Raw genomic sequence first — 23249 nt, 5'->3', positions numbered from 1 at the left:
CAATGGCCGGCTCGAACACCTTCGCGGTTCCGCTCTCGGCTTCCGCAACCTCACCAACTACGTCGCAAGATCACTGCTGGAATCCGGCGGATTCAGACCGAAACTACACCCTCAATTCTGAAGAGCCACATAACTGCCATGGCGACCTTGGGCGCTGACAATATTCATTCGATTGCTACATATGCCACAAAAGACGAAGCCTTTCAGTAGATGTAGTCTTGAATAGGAATGATCACCATAAAGTGATTTTCCACGAGCGATAGCCAATTGCAGTTCGTTCCACAATTCGTCAGTAAACAGGGGAGACCACTGTGCCGGATATTCGTCGCTATTGTGGACACGGACAGCAATGTTGCGTTTCCGCAGAATGACATTTCGTATATTTACGCCCGCCCACCTATGCCCCTTGGCTGTTGGAATTCCGCGCGCGTTAAGATCAGCCGCGATTGACCGATATGAATCGCCGGACACGAAACGCTCGGCGGCTTCGACAACGATGACCGCTTCCGATTGCCTCACATCCATGCCATTCTGTTCGTATCCGTATGGTCGATTCCCTCCACTCGGTAATCCAGCCCTCGCCGCCTGGAGTTTGGCGGCACGCTGACGTTCTATAGAGTGCTCCACCTCATAGCGGGCGACAGCCCCAAGTTGACGGGCAACGAGCCTCCCCGAGGGTGTTGAGAGGTCAATGAGGCCAGCCCTAACGGTTTGGGTCGCTATACCGTGCAGATCCGACGCTGCGACGTAGTCCTCAAGTTCCACCATTGAGCGGTGAATCCTGTCGGCGTGCCACGCCAACACCGTGGTTACAGTCCCGTCGCGCATAGCGGCGAGTAAGGCCTCGTAGCCGGGTCGGCGTTTGCCCGAGTATGCGGAGATGTCGTTGTCCGCAAAGGTAGCAACTACCGTCCCTCCGAGTTGGGTGGCAAGGGCTTGGCAGTCGCTTAGCTGTCGCTCAATCCCGAGCCCGGCTCCTACTCGGTCGCGGCTAATGCGACAGTAGATCGCGAATCTAGGTTCATCGGCAGTAGCTTTCATGTCTGGCATCCCTATCAAAGCGCGGTTGGTTCATTGTTCTTATCCATGCGATTTGTGGGGTGCTTCCGAATGACTCGACGAGGCACCCGAGTATGAGCGGCGGGTCCTTGATGCCCTGCGTCAGCCACTGGAAAGCGGCGAACTGATCCTGCACCGCTCTGCGGGAACAGCCTCCTATCCTGCGCGCTTCCAGCTGGTCTTGGCCGCTAACCCGTGTCCTTGCGGCAGGGCATCGGGGAAAGGACAGGACTGTACCTGCACGGCGATGGCCCGCCGGAGATACTTCGGTCGGCTGTCCGGTCCGCTCCTAGACCGAGTGGACATTCAGCTCCAGGTCAACCGGGTATCCCTTGCGGAATTATCCAGCATGGAGCAGCGAGAGAGCTCGACGGTGGTGGCTGCCAGGGTAGCGGCGGCGAGGACCAGACAACGCCAGCGGCTCAGCGTCCATGGCCTGATGCGGAACGCTGACGTGGGCGGGAAACTCCTTCGCGGGGTCTTCCGACTCCCTTCGCGGACAACTGCGGTGCTCGATACATCGCTGGAATCCGGGGTCTTGACTGCCCGCGGTTATGACCGAGTGCTTCGGTTGTCATGGACGCTGGCGGACCTGGCTCAAATTGCTCAGCCGGGCAGCCATCAGGTGGGGCTGGCGCTGAACATGAGACAACGCGGGATGAACGGATGAACGGATGAACGGATGAACGGATGAACGGCGGGACGGCGTGAACGGCAAGGAGGGCATGGACGGCATGGACGGCATGGACAAGGGTAAATTAGGAGCTGTTACGGTGGCCCGGGCCGCCCTCACGCGCTTGATGGAACCGTCGGATCTCGCCGGACTGGCGTTGATTCGAGTCGTAGGACCGGTACAAGCAATACGGATCGCCAAGGGCGAAGAGCGTGCGGGAACCGAGACGGAGCACAAAATCGCCGGGCTCATGGATGAAGCCGGCGCGCTGCGTAGTTGGATGGGATTGGAATCCTCGATGAGTCGATGGGCGCCGCGCATCAACGATCTCGCGCCGGAGCGGGACCTGGCCGTGATCAGGCGGCTGGGGGGTGGCTTGCTCATTCCTGAGGATGATGATTGGCCGGGGTCCTTGTCCGACTTGGGATTAGCCGAACCGATTGCGCTGTGGTGCAGAAGCCCCTACCGCGTTCTTCCCGGGTTGAACAGGTGCGTGGCCGTGGTCGGCTCCCGAGACAACACCGACTACGGTGCCTCCGTTACGGGCCAGATCTCGCAGGGACTGGCCCAACGCGGAATAACCGTTGTCAGCGGTGGCGCCTACGGGATCGACGCTCATGCGCACTTGGGGGCACTCGCCGGTGGCAATGAGCACCTTCCCACCATTGCTGTCATGGCAGGTGGTATCGATAGATACTATCCGTCAGGGAATGAGGACCTGCTGCGGACCATTGCGCAGGAAGGATCCATGATTGCCGAGGTGCCGCCCGGAACAAATCCCACGCGCTACCGTTTTCTGCAGCGAAACCGTCTCATCGCGGCACTTTGCTCCGTTACTGTCGTGGTGGAAGCACGCTGGCGCTCGGGCGCCTTGAACACCGCCCATCATGCTGACTCCCTGAGCCGACAGGTTGCCGCTGTGCCGGGATCGGTCTTCAGCGCGAATTCGGCCGGCTGCCACCGATTGCTGCGTGAGGGTTCCGCTGTCTGCGTTACTGATGCGGCCGAAGTGGCGGAGCTTGCCGGCCTATGTGGCGAACATCTGGCAAGTGAGCCGACGGGTGCGACGGCCACCCACGACGGGCTGAACGTCGACGATCTACTTCTCATGGATGCTTTGCCTGCCAGGCAGGGGAGCCCACCGGAAAAGCTGTCTTCCGTGGCAGGCCTGGGCATTGCATCGGTGCTGGCAGGCTTGGGCAGATTGGAATTGATGGGACTGGCGGAGCGCATTGACGGCAACTGGAGACTCCGCAGGGGCACAAAGTGAAAGCCACGGCCGGGGGCACCGCCCGGGCGCGCCGCTGGGACTGGTCGCCACGGGCGCGCCGTGCCGGGACCGGCGTGCATAATTCCCGGCGGACTCGGCGATGCGGCTTGCCCGATGGCGCCCGTGGACGCACAGTAGGGAGGTGGACCGATCCGAAATTGCCCAGCTACCAGAGGAGTTCTCTTCAGCGCTGGTCGAGTTTGAGCGTTACCTCGTCTCCGAAAGAGCCAGATCCGCTCACACGGTGCGCGCCTACCTAGGCGATGTTGAAAGCCTGCTGATTCATGCGCTCACGGAAGGTGTAACGACCTTGGCGGCGTTGGAGCTGGGAACCTTGCGCCGCTGGCTGGGGGAGCAAAGCTCCGCCGGGCTGGCCCGTGCAACCTTGGCCCGGCGGGCCGCCACCGCCCGCAGTTTTTCGTCCTGGGCGGTACGGCAGGATCTAGTGGCCTTGGACGCTGCCCTGCGACTCAAGGCGCCGAAGCGGGACAAGACGCTACCGGGGGTTCTGCAACAGCAACAAGTGGCTCGCCTGTTTGCGGAACTGCAGGACAAGGCCCTAGGCGCAGACCCTATTGCTATCCGGGACCTGGCCTTGGTTGAGCTGCTTTATGCAACTGGGGTCCGGGTCGGAGAGCTTGTCGGGCTGGATCACGGAGACCTTGACCCTCAGCGGCGGACTCTGAGGGTCATCGGCAAGGGGAATAAGGAACGTACCGTTCCCTTCGGCCAGCCCGCAGGGAAAGCGTTGGATGTGTGGCTTTCGTGCGGAAGACCGAAACTGGCGACGCCCACCAGTGGAGTGGCACTGTTTCTGGGCCAGCGCGGCAACCGGATCGATCCGCGCCAAGTACGTTCCGTCGTCGGCCGTCTTTTTAGGACTCTCGGAGATACTTCGGCCACCGGGCCGCACGCTCTGCGCCACTCCGCGGCGACTCACCTGCTCGACGGTGGTGCGGATCTGCGCGCTGTCCAAGAGATTCTAGGGCACAGCAGTCTGGCGACGACGCAAATCTACACACATGTTTCCGTCGACCGGCTTCGCAGCAGTTACCAGCAGGCGCATCCCCGCGCATGAAGGGCGGGCCAACGGTCACAGGCGTGGGGAATGCCGCACACCAATGCCGCACGCCAATGCCGTAATGCCACTGGCGGAATTCCACTGGCGTTATTAGCCAGCATGCGGCACAATGTGAGGAAGTGGGCAAGACATTGCCCAGCAAACGCAAGGAACGAAAAAACGCGTTCCGCATCAGCAGCCGGTTCAGGGACTGTGAACAGCAATCCTGCGCAGCATCAAGCAGTGGCATTCCAGTATTTCAGCATTGCCGAAGGTCGTTGGGGAAGACGTACCTACAGCTATGGAGGATGGAATGTCTGTTGTAATGACGCGCGGTGTTTTGTTTATTCACTCAGCCCCTACTGCGTTGTGCCCGCATATCGAGTGGGCCATCGGCTCCGTAGTGGATCGGCGCACCCAGCTGGACTGGGCTGCCCAGCCGGCAGCTCCGGGCATGATGCGCGCAGAATTGTCGTGGGCCGGGGCACCGGGAACGGGGGCGCAGCTGGCTTCGGCCCTGCGCGGCTGGGCCCACCTGCGGTACGAAGTCGCCGAGGAGCCCAGCGCGGGAGTTGACGGTGGCCGCTGGTCGCACACTCCGGAACTGGGAATATTCCATGCGGTCACCGATGCCCACGGCAACATTATGGTGACGGAGGACCGCATTCGGTACGCCTACGAGTCCGGGGCCGGGGATCCGGCTGCCGTTTACCATGAGCTCTCGCTCGCCCTCGGCGAAGCATGGGATGAGGAGTTGGAAGCGTTCCGCCACGCAGGTGAGGGAGCGCCCGTGCGCTGGCTTCACCAGGTCGGCTGATTCCACCGGTCATGTCCGGCCATTCCCGCTTTACGCAATTTCGTAACTAAGCAAAGGAAAGCGAAGCGGCCGGACCCGAGGCCCGGCCGCTTCGCTGTTCTTGCTGCGAGTTCTCTAGTTCGTGCTCCGGACGACGATGACGGCATTGTGTCCGCCAAAACCGAAGGAGTTGCTCAAAGCTACGATGTCGCCGGCCGGCAGATCGCGGGCGGTTGTGACAACGTCCAGCGGAATCTCTGGATCCTGGTTTTCCAAGTTGATGGTCACCGGCGCTTTGCGGTTGTACACGGCCAGCACGGTCATGACCGCCTCGACGGCTCCGGACGCGCCCAGCAAGTGCCCTGTTTGGGACTTAGTGGCGGAGACGGCCACGTTGTCCACATGGCTGCCCAAGGCTGCCTTCAGCGCGGTGTACTCGGGTTTGTCGCCCACCGGAGTCGACGTCGCGTGCGCGTTGACGTGCACGACGTCGGTGTTTTGCGCGCGGGCATCGAAAAGGGCTGCCTTCAACGCCCGGGTGGCACCGAGCCCTTCCGGATCGGGCGCCGTGATGTGGTAGGCATCGGCCGTAACGGACGTGCCGGCCAGTTCGCCGTAGATGTGGGCGCCGCGGGCCAGCGCATGCTCTTCGGCCTCGAGGACCAGAGCGCCCGCTCCTTCGCCCATGACGAAGCCGTCGCGGTCCCGGTCGTAGGGACGGGACGCGTGTTCCGGGTCGTCGTTGCGCCGGGAAAGCGCCTGCATCGAGGAGAACGAGGCCATCGGCAGCGGATGGATGGCGGCTTCGGCGCCTCCGGCCATGACCACATCGGCCTTACCGGATCGAATCAATTCCAGTCCTAAGTGCAGGGCTTCGGTACCGGAGGCGCAAGCGGACACCGGCGTATGGGCCCCGGCTCGCGCGCCCAGGTCGAGGCTGACGGCGGCGGCTGCGCCATTGGGCATCAGCATCGGAACCGTCATCGGCAGGACACGGCGCGGGCCTTTCTCGCGCAGCGTGTCCCAGGCATCAAGGAGGGTCCAGACCCCGCCGATGCCGGTGGCGAAGGCTACGGCGAGACGGTCGTGGTCTACCTCGGTGATGCCCGAATCTTTCCAGGCTTCACGGGCGGCGACGACGGCAAATTGGCTAGAGGGGTCCAACCGCTTGGCCTCGACCCGGCTGAGGATCTCCGTGGCAGGGGTGGAAGCCTTGGCGGCAAAATGAACGGGAAGATCGTATTTGGCTACCCAGTCCGCGGTCAGGGTATGCGCTCCGGACACGCCAATGAGCGCGTTCGCCCACATCGTGGGAACGTCGCCGCCAATCGGCGTGGTAGCTCCGAGTCCGGTAATGACTACTTTGCGGGCCATGGTTCTACTCTCTGGGAATTCCTACGAAACGTATGCTCAGCAGGACAGTTCGTGTGTAGGAGGATGGCCGGTGCCGTTGGACAAGCCGGCCATCCTCCCTGCCCTGCGGATGCGGGGCGTAGGTCAGTCGCGAAAGAACTAGGCCTGTGCGCCGGAGATGAAGGTGACGGCGTCGCCGACGGTCTTGAGGTTCTTGACTTCTTCATCCGGGATCCGCACGCCGAACTTCTCTTCGGCGTTGACCACGATGGTCATCATGGAGATGGAATCGATGTCCAGATCGTCAGTGAAGGACTTGTCCAATTCAACGGCTTCGGGGGCAAGGCCGGTTTCTTCATTGACGATTTCTGCCAGACCGGCCAGGATTTCTTCGTTGCTAGCCATTAGTGGCTCCTTTTCTAGTAATATTTTGTCGTTGGTAAGGGGGTGAAGCAGTGTTGATCAAACCACGGTTGTGGTCCGAATTCTATGCAGACTTTGTCGCTCACGGTTGGGGGTGCCGCTACGGCAGCTCCACGACCTGGGCCCCGAAGACGAGCCCCGCGCCGAAACCGATCTGCAGCGACAGTCCTCCGCTGAGGCCGGGATTTTCCTGCAGCAGCCGGTGGGTGGCCAGCGGAATGGACGCCGCTGAGGTGTTGCCCGCGTCCGCAATGTCGCGTCCGATCAGCACCGAATCCGGGATCTTCAACTGTTTTGCCAACTCGTCAATGATGCGCATATTGGCTTGGTGCGGCACGAACGCTGAAAGTTGATCGGCCGTGATGCCTGCGGCATCGAGGGCCTGCTTTGCTACCTTGGCCATTTCCCAGACCGCCCATCGGAACACGGTTTGTCCGTCCTGGCGCAACGTCGGCCACAAGGTTGCATGTTCCTCGCCGACGGCGGCCATGTCGCCGTCGTCGTCCTCGTTTTTCATTGCGGCAATGCTGAAGTCGCGGATGGCGAGCTGGGAGTGCGTCATGCCGATGGCATCCCAGCGGCTTCCGTCAGAACCCCACACCGTAGGGCCGATTCCGGCGCGTTCGGCGGGCCCGATCACCACGGCGCCGGCGCCATCGCCGAGCAGGAAGGAGATGGTGCGCTCATGGTTGTCAATCACATCCGAGAGCTTCTCCACGCCGACCACTAGTACGTAGTCGGCCGTCCCGGCGCGGACCAGTGCGTCTCCTTGCGCCACGCCGTAACAGTAGCCGGCGCAGGCTGCGGAAACGTCATAGGCGGGGGCCGGTGTGGCACCGAGGCGCTCAGCGAGCAAGGAGGCGGCCGACGGCGTCGCATACGGGTGGGTGACGGTGGAGACAATGACGGCGCCAAGTTGGGCGGCGTCGATGCCGGCACCACGGAGCGCCTCGCGGGCGGCACCCTCGGCCATGTCGACAACGCTGACGTCCCTGGCGGCTCGATGCCGGGTCACAATGCCGGTGCGCTGACGGATCCACTCGTCGGAAGAATCGATCCACTGGCAGACGTCGTCATTGGTGACAATAATGTCCGGGCGGTAGGCCCCGATGCCCAGGATGCGTGTGAATTCGCGCAGCGGGTTCTGCTGGAGAGTGGGAGTGCTCATTCGGTTCCTTCTTTCCGCCCGGCCAGCGCGGCCACAAGCAGTTCCTTGGCGGATTTCAGATCCTGGGGAGATTTGACGGCAACGCAGGTAACGCCGGGCATCGCCCGCTTCGCCAGGCCCGTCAGGGTCCCGGCGGGGGAGAGTTCAATCAGCGCCGTAACACCCATCGAGACCATAGTCTCCATGCACAAGTCCCAGCGCACCGGTCGGGAAACCTGGGCGATCAGGCTTTCGACGGCTCGGGCACCGGAGGTCACGGGCTGTCCGTCAAAGTTGGAAAGCAGAGCCGGATCAGGATTCCCGGGGTTCAGACGTGGCCTAAGTTCCTGCAGTGCGGTGACTGCCGGGGCCATGTGTTTGGTATGGAAGGCACCTGCCACCTGTAGCGGGATGACCCGGGCTTTGGCCGGCGGGTTATCTGCCAGGCTCTGGAGCTGCTCGAGGGTACCGGCGGCAACCGTCTGCCCCACGCTGTTCATATTGGCAGCAGTCAGGCCGGCTGCGGCGATGGCTGCCAGAACCTGCGCCGGATCCCCGCCGACGACGGCGCTCATGCCCGTGGGCGTGGCGGCCGCGGCCGTGGCCATTGTGTTGGCGCGTTCCCGGACGAAGATCAGCGCATCGTGTTCGCTCAGCGCGCCCGACAGGGCAGCGGCGGTGATCTCACCTACCGAATGGCCGGCAAGTACCAGCGGGAGCCCCCGCAAGGTGGAATCTTCCACCGGTGGCAGCCCGGCGGACTGGAATAGGGCGTGGGCGGACACGAGGCCGGCGGCGACAATCAGCGGCTGCGCCACTGCGGTGTCCTTGATGGTTTCCGCATCGGACGTTGTCCCATGGGCTGCCAGATCGATGCCGGCAACCTCGCTCAAGGCCTCAAGTCGTGCTGCTGCGGCGGGCAGCTCCAGCCACGGTGCAAGGAAGCCGGGAGTTTGGGAACCCTGACCAGGGCAGACTATTGCAAGCACGATACCCACCTTTCCAAAGATTGCGCTCTTTCATCGGTGTTTGCGTACACCAAGCTCGTGAGGCGCTTTTGTAGGAAGTCTACAATGCCGTGGCGTTAGGGCCGCGTCGCGTTCCGCTCGATGACAGGGACCGGCGGCGGGGCGAGCCGCCCGACCACCAACGCAGTCTGGAGCACAAAGGCTTCCCGGGGGATGAGGGGATCCCAGCCCGTGACGTCGCAGACGCGGCGTAACCGGTAGCGAACGGTGTTCGCATGAACGAACAATTCGCGGGCCGTGGCTTCGAGAGAATGGCCCAGTTGCAGGTAGCTGCTGAGGGTATCCGCCAAGCCGTTGGAGGCCGCGAGTAGGGGGCGGTAAATGTTCTTCACCAGCGCGCGCCGGGCCGTCTCGTCGCCGGAAATCACGCGCTCGGGCCACAAGTCATCGGCGGCAACCGGCCGCGGCGCGCCGGGCCAAGCCTTGGCAGCAGCTAATCCGGCGAAGGCCGCCTGGGCGGAGTTGGTCGCCTCCAGCAGGGAGGCAGCCAGCGGTCCGTACACCACGGGACCGGGCGCAAACAGGTCGCCAAGACGCAGGTAGGCCGTGTCCTGGTCCGCCACGCCGCCGAGTACCAGAATCAGCCTTTCGCCCTGAATTCCGACCAGCGCGTCTTCGGCAAACCGGCTCGCGGCCCGGCGCAGGTCGGAGACGAAGCCTGCGGTGGTTTCCGACGGTGAGGTGCCCACCATGACGGTGAAGCGGCTCTGCGATTTCCAGCCCAGGGCGGCCATCCGGGACCGCAGGGAATCCGTGTCTTCGCCGCGCAAAATGGCGTCCACGACCAGCGCTTCCAAGCGGGTGTCCCACGAGCCCCGGCTCTCGGCCGCCCGGGCGTAGACGTCGGCGGCTGCGAATGCCACCTCGCGGGAATAGCGCAGCACAGCTTCGCGCAGCGCTCCCTGTTCGGCTTTGGGGGCAATTTCGGGCACCTGATCCTCCACCACCTGCACCACGGTTCGGATCAGCTGCAGTGCCCGCTGCAGGCTGATTGAGCGGGTGAGTTCGGTGGGGGCGGTGCCAAAGACATCGGAGAGGACCCACGACGGAGACGATGGCCGCTGGTACCACGAAACGAAGGCATTGATGCCGTTTTGTGCAACCATTCCCAATGCGGAGCGTTCATCCGCGCTGAGCCGGCGGTACCAAGGCAGCGAGGATTCCAGTTCCTTCAAGGTGGCGGTGGATAACCGTCCCACGTTGGCGCGCAGCCGCTGCAGCGTCAGAGCCTGCGCGTCCGCAGCCGTAACCGAGGCTTCCGAAGGATCTGCGGGGGTACGGGGGGTCTGAGCCATTCTTCGAGCATACGGCCAGCCTCCATGGATGCCGCATTTGTACGATCACTACAATTTGTACGATGGCTACAAAGGGTTGGCCCGCTCTGGGGCGGGACCGGTCACGAAAACTCAGGCTGACCCGCGAGGACCATGTTGCGCAACATGGTCCTCGCGGGCCAGCCTCCGTTGTCAGTGAAGCTGAGCGCGTCACAGCCTCTCCAACTGACGCTGGCGCGTCAGCCGGAGCCTCTGGCTGCTAGCTGTCGCCGCCGGTGACGCCGGTGGTGCCGGCATTGACATCCAGCAGCTTATATTTCTCGATTGCCTGCGCCGGTGTCTGCCAATCGACCTCGCCGCGGCGGGCGAGCATCTCCAGCGCCCGGACCACTATCGAGTGCGAGTCGATCTTGAAGAATCGGCGTGCTGCGGCCCGCGTATCGGAGAAACCAAACCCGTCGGCCCCCAAGGTGGCGAATTCATTAGGCACAAACTGCCGGATCTGGTCCGGCACCGCCTTCATGTAGTCGCTGACAGCCACGATAGGCCCGGTGGCTCCGGCGAGCTGCTCGGTCACGAACGGCGTGCGGGCATTGGTGCCGGGATTAAGGAACTGCTCTTCCTCCGCGGCCAGCGCGTCGCGGCGCAGCTCGGTCCAGGACGTCACGGACCAGACATCGGCCGAAACTCCCCAGTCATCGGCGAGGATCTGCTGTGCTTCCAAGGCCCACGGTACGGAAACACCGGAAGCCAGCAGCTGGGCGCGCGGCCCGTCCACCTTTGCGGGGGCCAGCAGGTAAATCCCCTTGATGATTCCCTCCACGTCCATGTCCTCCGGCGCGGGCGGCTGGATGATCGGCTCGTTGTAGACAGTGATGTAATACATCACGTTCCGCGACGAGTCGCCGGATGCCGGCCCCTTGCCGTACATCCGCTCCAAGCCATCGCGCATGATGACACCGATTTCGTACCCGTAGGCCGGGTCATAGGTCACCACTGCCGGGTTCGTGGAGGCCAGCAGCGGGGAATGCCCGTCCGCGTGCTGCAGACCTTCACCGGTGAGCGTGGTCCGGCCGGCGGTGGCGCCGATGATGAATCCGCGCGTCATCTGGTCCGCCGCCGCCCACAGGGAATCCCCGGTGCGCTGGAAGCCGAACATGGAGTAGAAGACGTAAACCGGGATCAGCGCCTCGCCGTGCGTGGCGTAGGACGTGCCCGCAGCGGTGAAAGCAGCCACGGAGCCGGCCTCGTTGATGCCGGCATGCACAATCTGGCCGGAGATGGATTCCTTGTACGCCAGTATCAGGTCGCGGTCCACAGACAGGTAGTTCTGGCCGTTCGGATTGTAGATCTTCGCCGTCGGGAAGAACGCATCGATGCCGAAGGTCCGAGCCTCATCGGGAATGATCGGCACAATCCGGGCGCCGAATTCCTTATCCCGCATCAGTTCCTTGAGCAGACGCACGAAGGCCATCGTGGTGGCGGCATGTTGCTTCCCGGAACCGCGGTTGGCCACCTCATAGGTCTTCTCACCTGGCAGTGCAACCTCGGAATGCTCGGTGCGCCGCTCGGGCACGAAACCCCCCAGCTGGGCGCGGCGGTCCATCAGGTACTTGATCTCCGGCGCATCCATCCCCGGGTGGTAGTACGGAGGACGGTACAGGTCCTTTTCCAGCTCTGCATCGGTAATCGGGATACGCAAGTGGTCACGGAAATTCTTCAGATCCGGCATGGTGAGTTTTTTCATCTGGTGCGTGGCGTTGCGGGCCTCAAAGTGGGTGCCCAGACCGTAGCCCTTGACCGTGTGGGCCAGAATCACCGTCGGCTTGCCCTTGAACTCTGTGGCCGCCTTGTAGGCTGCGTAAACCTTGCGGTAATCGTGGCCGCCGCGCTTGAGGTTCCACACCTCATCATCGGTCAGATCGGCGACCAATTCCTTCGTCTGCGGTGTCTGGCCGAAGAAGTGCTCGCGCACAAACCCGCCGGACTCGCCCTTGTAGGTCTGGTAGTCGCCGTCGACGGTGGTGTTCATGACCTTCACCAGGGAGCCGTCTTCGTCCTTGGCCAGCAGGTCGTCCCACTCGCGGCCCCAGACCACCTTGATGACGTTCCAGCCCGCCCCGCGGAAGAACGCCTCGAGCTCCTGCATGATCTTGCCGTTACCGCGGACCGGTCCGTCCAGGCGCTGGAGGTTGCAGTTGATCACAAAGTTCAGGTTGTCGAGCTTGTCGTTGGCCGCGAGCTGGAGCAGCCCGCGGCTCTCGGGCTCGTCCATTTCGCCGTCGCCCAGGAACGCCCAGACCTGCTGGTCCGAGGTGTCCTTGATGCCGCGGTTGTGCAGGTAGCGGTTGGACTGCGCTTGGTAGATCGCGTTCATCGGGCCGATCCCCATCGAGACCGTGGGGAACTCCCAGAACTCGGGCATCAGCCGCGGGTGCGGATAGGAGGAAAGCGCGTGGCCTTCCTTGGACTTTTCCTGCCGGAACCCGTCCAGGTCCTCTTCGCTCAACCGGCCTTCCATGAAGGCGCGGGCATACATGCCGGGGGAGGCGTGGCCCTGGAAGAAGATCTGGTCTCCGCCGCCCGGGTGGTCCTTCCCGCGGAAGAAATGGTTGAAACCTACCTCGTAGAGAGTTGCGGCGCCGGCATAGGTGGAGATGTGCCCGCCCACGCCGATGTCCGGACGCTGCGCCCGGTGCACCATAATGGCGGCATTCCAGCGCAGCCAGGCCCGGTATTTGCGCTCTATTTCTTCGTTGCCGGGGAACTCCGGCTCCTGGTCCGCCGGGATGGTGTTGACATAGTCCGTGGTCGTCACCATCGGTACGCCCACGCTCTGCGCACCGGCCCGCTGGAGCAGACTGCGCATAATGAACTGAGCCCGTTCGGTGCCCTGTTCCTGGATCAGTGAGTCCAGCGACTCGATCCATTCCGCGGTCTCTTCAGGGTCCCTGTCGGGAAGCTGGTGGGTTAACCCGCTCAGGATGTGGGAGTTCTCTTCGCCTGCGGCCACGTCAGACCTCTCTTAAAGACAGTTATTCCGGCCCTCAGCTGTGGCTGCGGGCGCACACCGAACACTCTAGTCCGGGTTGGACCAGAGTGAGTAGCCGGTGTGCCGTCGTCAGGCGCCGGCCCCTCACCTCCGTCGCACCTTGAGGACTCGCACCTTGAGGACCCGTAGCATGAGGAGCAGTATGGCGGCGCCGACTTGTTGCCGACTGCTTTAGGGTGTTGGCTGGAGTAAGGCACGTCACTGCGGAGCCGGGTCCGAAGGTTCTCATAACCGTCCGGGTCGGGTTGTGTGTGAGTACCTGATGGCAAGAGCAGTTCGTAAAGACCCCACAATCTGTAAGACAATCTGTAAAATAGACATTTAGAACACACCATCAACGAAGCGCTGATGCGTTTCAAGCAGGAGGAACAACGTGAGCGAGGCCGACGCCGGCACTGTAGTTAATGTGGCGGGCAAATTGGGTTTCAAGGATGGCGATCTGATCCAGGAACTCGGGTACGACGACGACGTTGATTTTGCTCTGCGCGACAGTGTTGAAGAACTGGTCGGGTCCGAGTTGCTGACCGAGGAGGACCATGACGTCGTTGATTCCGTGCTCCTGTGGTGGCGGGCCGACGACGGCGATTTGGTCGACGCGCTAGTCGACTCGCTGACCACCTTGGATGAGGGTGGAATTGTGTGGGTGCTGACCCCGAAAAACGGTCGCGTCGGGTACGTCCCGCCGGCCGAGATCCAGGAGGCCGCGCCTACGGCCGGTCTACATTCCACCACGACGGTCGGCGTTTCCACTGACTGGGCCGCAACAAGGCTCGCCCCGCGCAAGAAGCAATGACGGGAGCCGTGAGGGCGGCTTCACCGGGAGACGGGACGATGCCCACGGCATTCGGGACACCGGTCATCGGTGAACCAGCTCCGGGTTTCGAGCTTTCCAACCAGTTCGGTGAGCGGATCTCGCTTGCGTCGTTGCGCGGCGGCAACGTCGTCGTCGTTTTTTATCCTTTTGCGTTTTCCGGGATTTGCACCGGCGAAATGTGCGAACTCCGGGACAATCCGGGCGACTTTGCCACCGCCCGTGCCCGTGTTCTGGCCATCTCTGTGGACAGCAAATACGCGCTGCGTGCCTATGCCGAGGCCGAAGGACTTGAGTTCGACCTGCTGGCTGATTTCTGGCCGCACGGCGAAACAGCACGCCGCTATGGCGTCTTTGACGCAGATCGGGGCATAGCGGGGCGGGGGACCTTTGTCATCGACGCCAATGGTATTCTGCGTGATACCTTCAGCACCGCCGCCGGCCGGGCACGGTCACTGGACCGGTACCGCAAGGCTCTCGCGGAACTTTAGAATCGGGGCTTGTGCGCATGGATGAGACCACGGATCGGCCACCGGTCGGAATCGGCATGACGGGCTTTGCAAGTTCCCCGCCACTGGCCGGCAGCCTCGAGCCATCCGCAGAGGAGCTCCCGGTGCTGGCCCGGATCGCGGGACTGCTGCAGGATGCAAAACTGGCAATTTTAACAGGTGCAGGGCTCAGCACCGATTCCGGTGTTCCGGATTATCGCGGTCCCGGTTCTGTTCCGCGGACGCCCATGACCTACCAGGAGTTCGTCGGGGACGGCGTCCTGCGGCAAAGGTACTGGGCCAGAAATCACCTTGGCTGGCGGCACCTGCGCCACGCAGACCCGAACGCCGGGCATTATGCGCTGGCGGCTCTGGAACGCCATGGCCTGACCAGCGGGATCATCACGCAGAACGTCGACCGGCTGCACGAAAGCGCCGGCGCGGTGAACGTGGTGGATCTGCACGGGCGTTTCGACCGCGTTGTTTGCCTGAACTGCCGCCGTGTCATCAGCCGCAGCCACCTTGCTGACGAGCTCGAGAGCCTTAACCCCGGGTTCGTGGAGCTCGTCGAAGCCGCAGGGCCGATTGCGGCAGCTCCGGATGCTGACGCCGCACTGGTGCAGGAAGAACAGATAGCGCGATTCATCATTGCGGAATGTGAAGCATGCGCCGGCATGCTCAAGCCGGATTTTGTCTTCTTCGGCGAGAACGTCCCTAAAGACCGCGTTGACCGCTCCTACGCTATGGTGGATGCCGCCGATGCCCTGCTGGTGGCCGGCTCGTCCCTGACGGTCATGAGCGGGCTGCGGTTTCCGAGGTACGCCAAAAAATGCGGTAAACCTGTGGTCATTATTAACCGTGGGCCGACCCGCGGGGATGACACCGCCAGCATCAAATTGGACGCCGGCGTGAGCCCCGGCCTGCGGTACCTGGCCGCGCGGTTACCCACCGGCGCCAAATCCGGGGGCTAGGCTCTTCGGGTTGCGTCGGTTAGCACCAAAAGCAAAGTTTCAGGTACAGTTATTCCTCGTTGGCTGACGCAGGAAATCCACATCAAATGGATCGCGACGGTACAAAGGGGCCTTTAGCTCAGCTGGTAGAGCGCCACGTTTACACCGTGGATGTCATCGGTTCGATCCCGGTAGGGCCCACCGTGAAATCCCCTGATCGACGGAGACGTTGATCAGGGGATTTCTTTTTGTCCGATGAGGGGCTGTACATGCTGCGGGGCTGCCCGATTCTGGCGGTGCCCACGCGGCGCCGGGGTCCGCTCAGCTACCCTACGAGTCCGCAGCGCCAGTCATAGTGTCATCATCCTCGGGGCTTTCGAACGTCAGCAGGTCCAGTCCTATCCACCGGCTGACCATGCGCAGGAGCTTTCGCATACCTCACAGTAAGAGATTTTTCCGGAATTTTCACGATACCTTGCTGATTTTTCCCTGAGTGGGCTTCCGGCGGGTTAGTTGCAGAGCCGGATAGTCCTACGATGTCAGACCCTGCGCATAGCGTTCAGGACTATGGAACATGTAGTGGTGCGGACGACGGCGGCCGGGATGCCTTTAGCGGTTCAGCGGGCCGGACGCGAGTGGCTGATAGGTGCGGAGCCGGTGCGCTGGTATGAGCGGGTGAGCTGGTGGGAAAGCCAGCGACGAATGCCCAAGGGCCTCAGCCGGATGGATGTGGAGGTATGGCGCGTGCAGGCACGGCTGGGCAGGAACGCACGCAGTGAGCTCACCACGATGGAGCTGCTGCGGGACCAACAGGGAGGGGGGTGGAAGCTGCGGTTGGCGTCGGCGGCCTGAACCGCAGCTGAATCACGCCGGAGCCGTCCGCCGTTGCAGACAAACGCACCCCGGCGCGCTGGCGGACGAGGACTTAAAGTGGAGAGCCCTCCGCTGCGGCTATTGGGGGATGCAGCAGTGGAGGGCCTGGGATCAAATATACATGGCTGTGGGTGGAAAAGTAAAAGGGAGGTTCTACCTCCTCGGCAGCCGGTATGAAGGCGGGGTGACACGGCGCTGTGGGCGGCGTCAATTGCGCTACCGCGGTCGAACCGGTGAGCCGGCAAGGATCCGGTTTTTCGTTCGGGCGACAACTGCGCGGTGGGCAAGGCCCGGTCGCCCGCCTGCATCAGCATGACATTGCCGGGATGTGTCCCAGTGAACTGCAGTTGCCGGCGATGACTCCCCAGCCCCTGCGGACCGCAGAGTTGTGACAAATTTCAGTGCTGTTAATAAGTGCTGTCAATAGAAGTGCAGCGGGTCCACCTGGTGCGGCAGTTCTCCGCCGGCCAGGAAAATCCGCAGATTGTCGGTGAAGCGTTCGGCAATCAGCCGATTCTCCGCCGTGCTGAGCGCCGAGGTATGCGGCGATACTAAAATGTTCGGATGTTCCCAGAGGGGGCTGCCGGCAGGCAAGGGCTCGACGGCGAACACGTCCAGGCACGCGTAGGAGACCCGACCATTGTCCAGCGCTTCCAGCAGGGCATCCTCATCGACCACCGAGCCGCGTCCGACGTTGACGAACACAGTGCCCGGTTTCATGGCGCCGAAGATCCTGCGGCTGAACAGTCTCTCTGTGTTCGAGGTGCCTGGCAGCGTGTTGACCACAGCGTCCGCGGAGGCGAGCAGTTCCGGAAGACCGTTGTTATCCGCCACCGGTTCGATGCCTTCCAGCGGTTCCACCGAGCGTTTGGTGCCGCTGACAGTCATCCCCAAGGCACGGGCCAGCCGCGCGGTCTCCACGCCAATTTCACCGAGACCGGCAATAACAAGCCGGGAACCGTTGACAAGTCTGGTCGGCGTCCGCAGCGGCGGCCATCGTTTAGCCTGCTGGTCAGCTGCGAGCTCGCCGGTGCGCTTGAAACCATTGAGGATGCCCAGCATGGCAAATTCAGCCAGCGGCAGCGCATGCACGCCCGCTGAGGTGGTGATTTTGATTCGTTGCAGTGTCGTGGTGTCCAGCCCGGAGGCTTTGACCGCGCCGCCGGCTCCGGCGGCCATCGCCTGTACCCATTGCAGCCGCTGGTTGCCGTCCGCTATGGCCGCCAGGCCTGCGGGGCTCTCGTTCGGGAAGCCGTAGAGAACGTCGGCGGCCCGGAGCATGGCCCAATAGCGGCCCTCCTGCGCCGCGGTGCGTTGGAAAGCGGGGTCCCCACCATGATCCGCGGGGTACCGTTCCGGAGGTAACAATTCCGGTTCATACAACACGTTGACGCCGGGATGGACCGCTCGAATGCGGTCCACATACTCGGCCTCAAGGGGGACGGCAATGGCCACTGTCAGGTCTTTGGGGGGCATGGTGGTCATCATACTGAATCGTGGCCAGGATGTTGAAAAAATATGTTTCGTGTCCACGGCGTGCTGAGGGGAGCCCTGCGAGCGAAGTCCGCCAACCGCGGACCGAATTGCCGACCCCACCGCGGACCGTCACTTGGGCTTTGTCGATCTGGGCCTGATGGGTGCGCCGATGGCCGCCAGCCTGCTGCCGGCAGACTGGCAGATTTCGGCCTGGAACCGGCCCGAGCCGGCGTTGGTGGACTTTACCATCTTCATTGCCGAGGTCGCCGTCGGACCCCTTGCCTCTTGGCGCCCGGCTACCTGAACGCGGAACCGCTGTCGTCGTCATGAGCTGTGTTTTCTGGACGGCCATTGGTGAATTTAGCCGCGCTGTGCGCAGGGCCAGCTCTCGAGGTGGCCCGCAGTTCCGCGGTCTCCGGCAATGTGCTGCTGAAGTTCGGCCACTGATGGGACCGACCCGATACGTCACATTCGCACCTCGCAACGAGCAAGCCCTTCTGGCCGTGCGAACTCGCAGCTAGGCTGGGTGAAACACGCCCGCAATTAATTCTGGAGGATATATGTCTGCACAAATCGGCGTCACAGGCCTCGCCGTCATGGGCGCGAACCTGGCCCGGAACCTGGCCCGCAACGGGTTCACGGTCGCCCTGCACAACCGTTCCGTCGCGAAAACGGATGCGCTGCTGGAAAAGCATGGCGGTGACGGGGAGTTCATTCGGACCGAGACCCTGCAGGAATTGGTGGACTCGCTGGAGAAGCCGCGCCGGGTGCTCATCATGGTCAAGGCGGGTGCTCCCGTGGATTCCGTCATCGATCAGCTGGTGCCGCTGCTCGAGCCCGGGGACATCGTCATCGACGGCGGAAACTCGCATTTCCAGGACACCCGCCGCCGCGAAGCCGCGTTGGCGAAGAAGGATCTGCACTTTGTCGGCATCGGGGTCTCCGGTGGTGAGGAGGGCGCGTTGAATGGCCCGTCCATCATGCCGGGAGGTTCGAAGGAGTCGTACGCCGCCTTGGGCCCGCTGCTGGAGAAAATCTCCGCCCATGTGGACGGCAAACCTTGCTGTGCCTGGATCGGCACCGACGGCGCAGGGCACTTCGTGAAGATGGTGCATAACGGCATTGAATATGCGGACATGCAGGTTATCGGCGAGGCTTTCGACCTGCTGCGCTCCGGAGCAGGCATCGAGCCGGCCGAGCAGGCCAAAATCTTCAGCGAGTGGAACCAAACCGAGCTGGCGTCCTTTCTGATTGAAATTACAGCGGAGGTCCTCGGCCATACGGACGCGCGGACCGGCAAGCCGTTTGTCGACGTCGTCGTTGACGCTGCAGGCCAGAAGGGTACCGGACGCTGGACCGTCATTTCCGCACTCGAACTTGGGTCGCCGACGTCGGGTATTGCAGAATCGGTCTTTGCCCGCGCCCTGTCCTCGCAGGCGGCACAGCGGGCGGAAGCTCAGGAGAAGCTGGCCGGCCACGAGGAAAAAATTGCCGTGGGCCAGGGCTTCGTCGACGATGTCCGGCAGGCATTGTTCGCGTCCAAGCTGGTCAGCTACGCGCAGGGACTGGACATGCTCACGGGTGCCGCCAAGGAATACAGCTGGGATCTGCGGCTGGACGAAATTGCCGGTCTCTGGCGCGGCGGCTGCATTATCCGCGCCGAGCTGCTCAAGGACATCACGAAGGCCTATTCGGTCCAGGAGAAGCCCGCCAACCTGCTGTTCGCCCCGGCCTTCAGCGACGCCATTGCGGGCGCACTGCCGGCCTGGCGCCGCGTCGTTGCTACCGCTGTGCAGCTGGGCATTCCGGTCCCCGTGTTCTCCTCCTCGCTTGCCTACTACGACGGGCTGCGGCGTAAGCGGCTGCCGGCGGCACTGACGCAGGGGCTCCGGGATTTGTTTGGCGCCCACACTTACCACCGGGTGGACGAGGACGGCACCTTCCATACGCTCTGGGGCGAGGACAAGTCCGAGATCGCTGCGGTGGACACGCACTAACTCCAGACGCCGATTGACATGGCGGCGGGCGCCCATGGTTTCCACAACATGGGCGCCCGCTGCGTTATCAGGGAGGGAAACCTCGCAAGACGCCGGTAACGGGTGCGGGGAAGTGGAGGCGGCCGTTTACCTCTGCGTAAGCGACCTGAGGGACTCGCTCAGCCCGGATTATCGGTCGTGGACGTTCTGCGCAGCTACGGCATCAGATCCACATGGCCGGATCGATATACTCGGCCGGGTCCACCGCGGGTGCCGTTTCCCGCGCGGCGTCGCGGTGCCGCCATCTGGCCGGGATGCCGGTAAGGATGGAATCCTCCGGTGCGTCCTTAACGACGACGGCGTTCGCACCGATGGCGCTGCCCGCACCGATGGTAATGGGACCCAGAACCTTGGCGCCGGAACCGATGGTAACCCGGTCCCCGATGGTGGGATGCCGCTTGACCTTCGCCAATGATCTTCCACCCAGGGTGACCCCGTGGTAAATCATCACGTCGTCCCCAATCTGGGACGTTTCACCGATGACCACACCCATGCCGTGGTCAATGAAGAACCGCCGGCCCACGGTGGCTCCCGGATGGATCTCGATGCCGGTGGCAAAGCGGGCGAACTGGGACAGCAGTCGGGCCGGAAACCGCAGCGATGGGTGTTGCCACATGTGATGCGTCAGTCGGTGAATCCAGATCGCATGCAGCCCGGAGTAGACAAAGAAGTTCTCGAAAGAACCCCGGGCGGCCGGGTCATGCGACCGGGCGGCTTGGAGGTCCTCGCGCAACCGGGTCGCGGCCCCCATGATCACGGTCACGGGATTCCTTCGGTCGTGGCCTTGGAGCGCGGCAGCGGCATTCACCCGGGTCAGCCCCGGATGTCGTCGTACAGGACGGTGGAGATGTAGCGCTCGCCGAAGTCCGGAACCACGGCAACAATCAGTTTTCCGGCATTCTCTGGACGCTTGGCCAGCTCAAGGGCTCCCCATACCGCGGCACCGGCGGAGATGCCGCCCAGAATGCCCTCACGTGTGCCCAGGGCGCGGGCCACCCGGACGGAGTCCTCGATCGTGGCATCCAGCACCTCGTCATAGACCTCCCGGTCCAGCACCTCGGGAATAAAGTTTGCGCCCAGGCCCTGGATCTTGTGCGGTCCGGGGGCACCACCGTTGAGGATGGCAGAGTCTTTCGGTTCCACGGCAACGATCTGGACGGACGGCTTGCGGCCCTTGAGGACCTGTCCCACGCCGGTAATGGTCCCCCCGGTGCCGATCCCGGCGACAAAGATGTCCACGGCGCCGTTGGTGTCCTCCCAGATTTCCTCCGCCGTGGTGGTCCGGTGAATCTGCGCATTGGCGGGGTTGGCAAACTGCTGGGCCCAGATGGAGTTCTCGGTGGTGGCCACGATTTCCCTGGCCTTGTCAACGGCACCCCGCATGCCTTCCGAACCCGGCGTGAGCACAATTTCGGCGCCAAAAGCCCGCAGCATCACCCGGCGCTCGGTGGACATGGTTTCCGGCATGGTCAGAATGACCTTGTAGCCCCGGGCTGCGCCCACCATGGCCAGGGCTATTCCGGTATTCCCCGAGGTGCCTTCCACAATCGTGCCGCCCGGCTTTAACTCCCCGGCTTTTTCGGCCGCATCAACAATCGCCACCCCGATCCGGTCTTTGACGCTGTTGGCCGGGTTGTAGAATTCCAGCTTCACCGCGACCGTGGCGTCCAGTCCCTCGGTCAGACGGTTCAGCCGCACCAGCGGTGTGCCGCCAACCAGCTCGGTGATGTCGTCGTAAATGCGGCCCATTTGATTTATACCTTTTCTCTAAATTCTTTACAGCGGATTTTGCCGGCGAAATTTTCGGCAGCAAAAAACCGCATACCAATATTAGCCTACGGAATGCGTGCTCTTGGGCCTATGCAGCAAGCCACGCGGAGTAATATTTCCGGGCCTTAGCCAGCTTCGGATTGATGATCACTTGGCAATAGCCCTGCTCCGGGTGCTTCGCGTAGAAGTTCTGGTGTTCCTCTTCCGCAGTGTAGAACTCGGGAAGCCTGGTGACGACCGTGACAATCGGCTTGTCCCAATGCGGCTGATTCCTCTCAATGGCGGCACGGAAGGCCTCTTCCTGCGCCGCGTCTGTGTAGAACATCGAGGAACGATACTGCGTGCCGACGTCGTACCCCTGCCGGTTCAGCGTGGTCGGATCGTGGGAGACAAAAAACATATCGAGGATTACGTCCCCGCCAATGATGCTCTCGTCAAAAGTCACCGCAACCACCTCGGCGTGGCCTGTCGTTCCGTTACAGACGTCGTAATAATCGGGGTGGCGTACATGGCCACCGGTATAGCCGGAGACCACCTCCGTGACACCACGGGTCTGCTGATACAAAGCGTCCAAACACCAGAAACAACCTCCACCGAGCACAAATGTCTTCATACCTGTATCAATGTCCGGGAGTACAAGATGATTCCCCGACGGTGAAATTGACTGTTGCGTCCGGGCGCCCAAGACCCGGCGGGAAGCTTTTGTTAGACAATGGAAGCCGGACCCAGGGAGGAAATGGGATGCATGGAACCGAAGGATAAGGCGGACGACGGCGGCAGGCACGTCGGCGGGGACGTTCAGCAGGCCCAGGCGCAGGGAGCGCCGGGCCGGCCCACCCTCGCGGAGGTGCTGCTGGCCGCGGAAGAGCTCTGGCCGGAGTCCCTCGCCCAGGAGTGGGACGCCGTCGGCCTGGTAGCAGGGCGCCCCGACGCGAAGGTGCAGCGGATCATGTTTGCCGTTGACCCGACCTTGGAAGTTATCGAGGAAGCTCTGGATTGGGGTGCGCAGCTGCTCATCACACACCACCCGTTGCTGCTCAAGGGCGTCACCTCGATCGCAGCCAACACTGGCAAGGGCCAAGCGGTGCACCGGTTGATCGAGGGCGGCTGTGCGCTGCTCACGGTGCACACCAACGGCGACAGTGCCGTCGGCGGCGTATCGGATGTGCTCGCCGATGCCTTGGGCCTGACCGATGTATCGCCGCTGAGCCCGGCCCCTCTCGGGCTGCCCGAGGAAGGCATCGGCCGGGTTGGGCAGCTGCCCGCAGTAATGAGTCTGGGAGATTTCGCTGAGCGTGTCTTCGGGGTGCTCCCGTCCGTCGCCGGGGGAGTTCGCGTGGCGGGAGATCGGCAGGGCCTGGTGCGTCGGGTTGCCGTGTGCGGTGGGGCCGGTGACAGTCTCTTCGATGCGGTCCGGGCCAGCGGAGCAGATGTTTATGTTACCGCGGATCTGCGCCATCATCCCGCCTCGGAAGCGCGGGAATCCGCCGTCAACGGGCGCCCCTATTTGGTTGACTTGTCACACTTCGCCAGTGAATGGCTATGGCTCCCGGCCGCAGCCCAGGCGCTGGGCAACGTCCTCACGGATCAGGGGTTCGACGTCGAACTTGCCGTCAGTCAGACCAATACCGACCCGTGGGATTTCATCCTGACACCCGGGCTGGGACGCGGCGGCCAGGGATAGACGTAATCTAGGACGTAGACGGGCGG

Annotated in this window: 21 protein-coding genes, 1 tRNA gene and 1 pseudogene; 12 read left to right on the top strand and 11 right to left on the bottom strand. The window is 62.9% G+C overall.

Annotated features, from left to right (window positions below):
* Positions 1-111: 111 nt before the first annotated feature.
* Positions 112-1041 (bottom strand): recombinase family protein, encoded by a 930-nt coding sequence (locus tag OS914_RS15775; protein ID WP_267547010.1) that lies wholly within the window; start codon positions 1039-1041, stop codon positions 112-114.
* Positions 1042-1114: 73 nt separating this feature from the next.
* Between OS914_RS15775 and OS914_RS15770 the strand changes: the two are divergent.
* The 4 genes and pseudogenes from OS914_RS15770 to OS914_RS15755 form a co-directional block, all read left to right on the top strand.
* A pseudogene (locus OS914_RS15770) lies at positions 1115-1729 on the top strand (ATP-binding protein); the annotation flags it as partial.
* A 64-nt stretch (positions 1730-1793) separates the two neighbouring features.
* A complete protein-coding gene (gene dprA, locus OS914_RS15765; RefSeq protein WP_420713983.1) occupies positions 1794-3002 on the top strand; it encodes a DNA-processing protein DprA in 1209 nt (402 codons plus the stop codon).
* 142 nt (positions 3003-3144) lie between these two features.
* Positions 3145-4080, top strand: a complete 936-nt coding sequence (locus OS914_RS15760) for a tyrosine recombinase XerC (protein WP_267547009.1) — start codon at positions 3145-3147, stop codon at positions 4078-4080.
* Positions 4081-4375: 295 nt separating this feature from the next.
* The gene (locus OS914_RS15755) at positions 4376-4879 is read left to right on the top strand and encodes a DUF3145 domain-containing protein (protein ID WP_267547008.1); all 504 of its coding nucleotides are present in this window, start codon (positions 4376-4378) and stop codon (positions 4877-4879) included.
* A 114-nt stretch (positions 4880-4993) separates the two neighbouring features.
* Here the strand turns inward: OS914_RS15755 and fabF are convergent, their stop codons facing one another.
* The 6 genes from fabF to aceE form a co-directional block, all read right to left on the bottom strand.
* On the bottom strand, positions 4994-6232 hold the full coding sequence (fabF, locus tag OS914_RS15750) for a beta-ketoacyl-ACP synthase II (protein ID WP_267547007.1): 1239 nt from the start codon (positions 6230-6232) through the stop codon (positions 4994-4996).
* 138 nt (positions 6233-6370) lie between these two features.
* The gene (locus tag OS914_RS15745; protein WP_267547006.1) at positions 6371-6616 is read right to left on the bottom strand and encodes an acyl carrier protein; all 246 of its coding nucleotides are present in this window, start codon (positions 6614-6616) and stop codon (positions 6371-6373) included.
* A 118-nt stretch (positions 6617-6734) separates the two neighbouring features.
* Positions 6735-7802 (bottom strand): beta-ketoacyl-ACP synthase III, encoded by a 1068-nt coding sequence (locus tag OS914_RS15740; RefSeq protein WP_267547005.1) that lies wholly within the window; start codon positions 7800-7802, stop codon positions 6735-6737.
* On the bottom strand, positions 7799-8770 hold the full coding sequence (locus OS914_RS15735; RefSeq protein ID WP_267547004.1) for an ACP S-malonyltransferase: 972 nt from the start codon (positions 8768-8770) through the stop codon (positions 7799-7801). Before OS914_RS15735 ends, OS914_RS15740 begins: the two co-directional genes overlap by 4 nt.
* Before the next feature lie 95 nt (positions 8771-8865).
* Positions 8866-10104: a PucR family transcriptional regulator gene (locus tag OS914_RS15730; RefSeq protein WP_267547003.1), complete on the bottom strand. Its 1239-nt coding sequence runs from the start codon at positions 10102-10104 to the stop codon at positions 8866-8868.
* A 238-nt stretch (positions 10105-10342) separates the two neighbouring features.
* Positions 10343-13096 carry a pyruvate dehydrogenase (acetyl-transferring), homodimeric type gene (gene aceE / locus OS914_RS15725; RefSeq protein ID WP_267547002.1) on the bottom strand — a complete coding sequence of 918 codons (2754 nt, stop codon included), beginning with the start codon at positions 13094-13096 and terminating at the stop codon, positions 10343-10345.
* 412 nt (positions 13097-13508) lie between these two features.
* Here aceE and OS914_RS15720 point away from each other — a divergent pair, with 412 nt between their 5' ends.
* The 5 genes from OS914_RS15720 to OS914_RS15700 all read left to right on the top strand — a co-directional run bounded on the left by OS914_RS15720 (position 13509) and on the right by OS914_RS15700 (position 16236).
* On the top strand, positions 13509-13928 hold the full coding sequence (locus tag OS914_RS15720; protein WP_267547001.1) for a DUF3052 domain-containing protein: 420 nt from the start codon (positions 13509-13511) through the stop codon (positions 13926-13928).
* 38 nt (positions 13929-13966) lie between these two features.
* Positions 13967-14437, top strand: coding sequence for a peroxiredoxin (locus OS914_RS15715; RefSeq protein WP_267547000.1), 471 nt, complete (start codon positions 13967-13969; stop codon positions 14435-14437).
* Positions 14438-14454: 17 nt separating this feature from the next.
* Positions 14455-15405 (top strand): Sir2 family NAD-dependent protein deacetylase, encoded by a 951-nt coding sequence (locus OS914_RS15710; protein WP_267546999.1) that lies wholly within the window; start codon positions 14455-14457, stop codon positions 15403-15405.
* A gap of 107 nt (positions 15406-15512) precedes the next feature.
* Positions 15513-15585, top strand: a tRNA-Val gene (locus OS914_RS15705).
* 366 nt (positions 15586-15951) lie between these two features.
* Positions 15952-16236 carry a hypothetical protein gene (locus tag OS914_RS15700; RefSeq protein WP_267546998.1) on the top strand — a complete coding sequence of 95 codons (285 nt, stop codon included), beginning with the start codon at positions 15952-15954 and terminating at the stop codon, positions 16234-16236.
* A 441-nt stretch (positions 16237-16677) separates the two neighbouring features.
* Here the strand turns inward: OS914_RS15700 and OS914_RS15695 are convergent, their stop codons facing one another.
* Positions 16678-17745 (bottom strand): D-2-hydroxyacid dehydrogenase, encoded by a 1068-nt coding sequence (locus OS914_RS15695; protein ID WP_267546997.1) that lies wholly within the window; start codon positions 17743-17745, stop codon positions 16678-16680.
* Positions 17746-17866: 121 nt separating this feature from the next.
* Here OS914_RS15695 and OS914_RS15690 point away from each other — a divergent pair, with 121 nt between their 5' ends.
* Positions 17867-18037: an NAD(P)-binding domain-containing protein gene (locus OS914_RS15690; RefSeq protein ID WP_267546996.1), complete on the top strand. Its 171-nt coding sequence runs from the start codon at positions 17867-17869 to the stop codon at positions 18035-18037.
* Between the two features lie 256 nt (positions 18038-18293).
* The gene (gndA, locus tag OS914_RS15685) at positions 18294-19730 is read left to right on the top strand and encodes an NADP-dependent phosphogluconate dehydrogenase (RefSeq protein WP_267546995.1); all 1437 of its coding nucleotides are present in this window, start codon (positions 18294-18296) and stop codon (positions 19728-19730) included.
* 202 nt (positions 19731-19932) lie between these two features.
* Here the strand turns inward: gndA and epsC are convergent, their stop codons facing one another.
* From epsC to msrA, 3 genes are all read right to left on the bottom strand, one after another.
* The gene (epsC, locus tag OS914_RS15680; RefSeq protein WP_267547012.1) at positions 19933-20520 is read right to left on the bottom strand and encodes a serine O-acetyltransferase EpsC; all 588 of its coding nucleotides are present in this window, start codon (positions 20518-20520) and stop codon (positions 19933-19935) included.
* Positions 20521-20582: 62 nt separating this feature from the next.
* A complete protein-coding gene (cysK, locus tag OS914_RS15675; protein ID WP_267546994.1) occupies positions 20583-21518 on the bottom strand; it encodes a cysteine synthase A in 936 nt (311 codons plus the stop codon).
* Positions 21519-21627: 109 nt separating this feature from the next.
* Positions 21628-22152 carry a peptide-methionine (S)-S-oxide reductase MsrA gene (gene msrA, locus OS914_RS15670; protein ID WP_267546993.1) on the bottom strand — a complete coding sequence of 175 codons (525 nt, stop codon included), beginning with the start codon at positions 22150-22152 and terminating at the stop codon, positions 21628-21630.
* Between the two features lie 132 nt (positions 22153-22284).
* Between msrA and OS914_RS15665 the strand changes: the two genes are divergently transcribed.
* Complete coding sequence (locus OS914_RS15665; protein ID WP_267546992.1) at positions 22285-23223, top strand: Nif3-like dinuclear metal center hexameric protein; 939 nt, start codon at positions 22285-22287, stop codon at positions 23221-23223.
* The last annotated feature ends 26 nt before the right edge of the window (positions 23224-23249 follow it).

The sequence above is a fragment of the Arthrobacter endolithicus genome, assembly GCF_026627425.1.
GTDB lineage: Bacteria > Actinomycetota > Actinomycetes > Actinomycetales > Micrococcaceae > Arthrobacter_M.
The sequence above is the reverse complement of the archived record's forward strand: the minus strand, read 5'-3'. Positions and strand labels throughout refer to the sequence as shown.